The organism is Acidovorax sp. GW821-FHT09B03, assembly GCF_059418305.1.
On record NZ_JBWKPP010000047.1, the window covers coordinates 1 to 1,167 of the forward strand.

A 1,167-nucleotide genomic window follows, 5' to 3' on the forward strand; every position below is an offset into this window, starting at 1 on the left:
CTAGTGTGCTGTCCCGCTGATACGTGAGCAAAGTCGATGCAACTTTTCGAGGATCGAATCAGCGGTGGCGGTCCACTTGAAAGGCTGGCAGTCAACGTTGTGGGCTGCGACGAATTGATCGATGCGCTGCACAAGTTGTTTGACGCTGGTAAAGGAGCCGCGGCGGATTGCCTTGTCGGTGATCAATGCGAAGAAGCGCTCGACCTGATTGAGCCAGGAGCTGTAGGTCGGAATGAAGTGCATATGCCAGCGCGGCCGACTCGCCAACCACGCCTTGATCTTCGGGTGGCTGTGGGTGGCGTAGTTGTCAACGATGCAGTGCACATCCAACTGGGCGGGAACAGCCTTGTCGATCTCACGCAGGAATGCGAGGAACTCCTGGTGCCGGTGGCGCGGCTTGCATGCGGCCAGCACCGCGCCGTTGAGCACGTTCAGCGCAGCGAACAGCGTGGTCGTGCCGTGGCGCTTGTAGTCGTGGGTGACCCCTTCGATGTAGCCAAACCCCATCGGAAGCATCGGCTGCGTGCGCTCCAACGCCTGGCATTGGCTTTTCTCGTCCACGCAGATCACCAGCGCGTTGTCTGGCGGACTCAGGTACAGGCCGACCACGTCACGCAGCTTCTCGATGAAGAACGGGTCATTGGACAGTTTGAAGCTCTCGGTGCGATGCGGCTGCAGCCCGAAGAGCTGCAAGTAGCGCTGCACGCTGGTCTTGGAGATGCCGGTTTCGGCCGCCACCGTGCGCACGCTCCAGTGCGTCGAGCCGTTGGCAGGCTTGGTGTGCAGCGTCGTCTTGATCAGGAGCGCCACCCGTTCGTCGTCGATCGTGCGCGCCGGGCCAGGGCGAACGTCGTCGTACAGGCCAGCGATACGACGCTCGATGAAGCGAGTGCGCCACTTGCCCACCGTTTGCTTCGTCAGCCCCAGTCGCGCGGCGATTGCGTTGTTGGCCTCGCCTTCGGCGCTGGCCAGCACAAGGCGCGCGCGGTTGCTCAATGCCGCCGACAGCGAGCGACTGCGCGCGAAAGACTGAAGCTGCAAACGCTCTTCGTCCGTCAGCACCAACTCGGCCTTGGGTCTGCCTGTTCTCATTGCGGTATCTCCGTTGCAAGGATACCCAAAAGGCATGCACGACTAATGCCAGTTATCTGCGGGACAGCACACTAG

Annotated in this window: 1 protein-coding gene; it reads right to left on the bottom strand. The window is 61.4% G+C overall.

The genetic code is table 11. The features are described 5' to 3' along the window. Nucleotides 1-1,092, bottom strand: coding sequence for an IS630 family transposase (locus AC07PA_RS32640; protein WP_494610356.1), 1,092 nt, complete (start codon nt 1,090-1,092; stop codon nt 1-3). Nucleotides 1,093-1,167: the final 75 nt, after the last annotated feature.

What these genes read in the sequence shown, in the direction of transcription:
- AC07PA_RS32640 (WP_494610356.1), bottom strand. Translation starts at nt 1,092, where the DNA reads ATGAGAACAGGCAGACCCAAGGCCGAGTTGGTGCTGACGGACGAAGAG.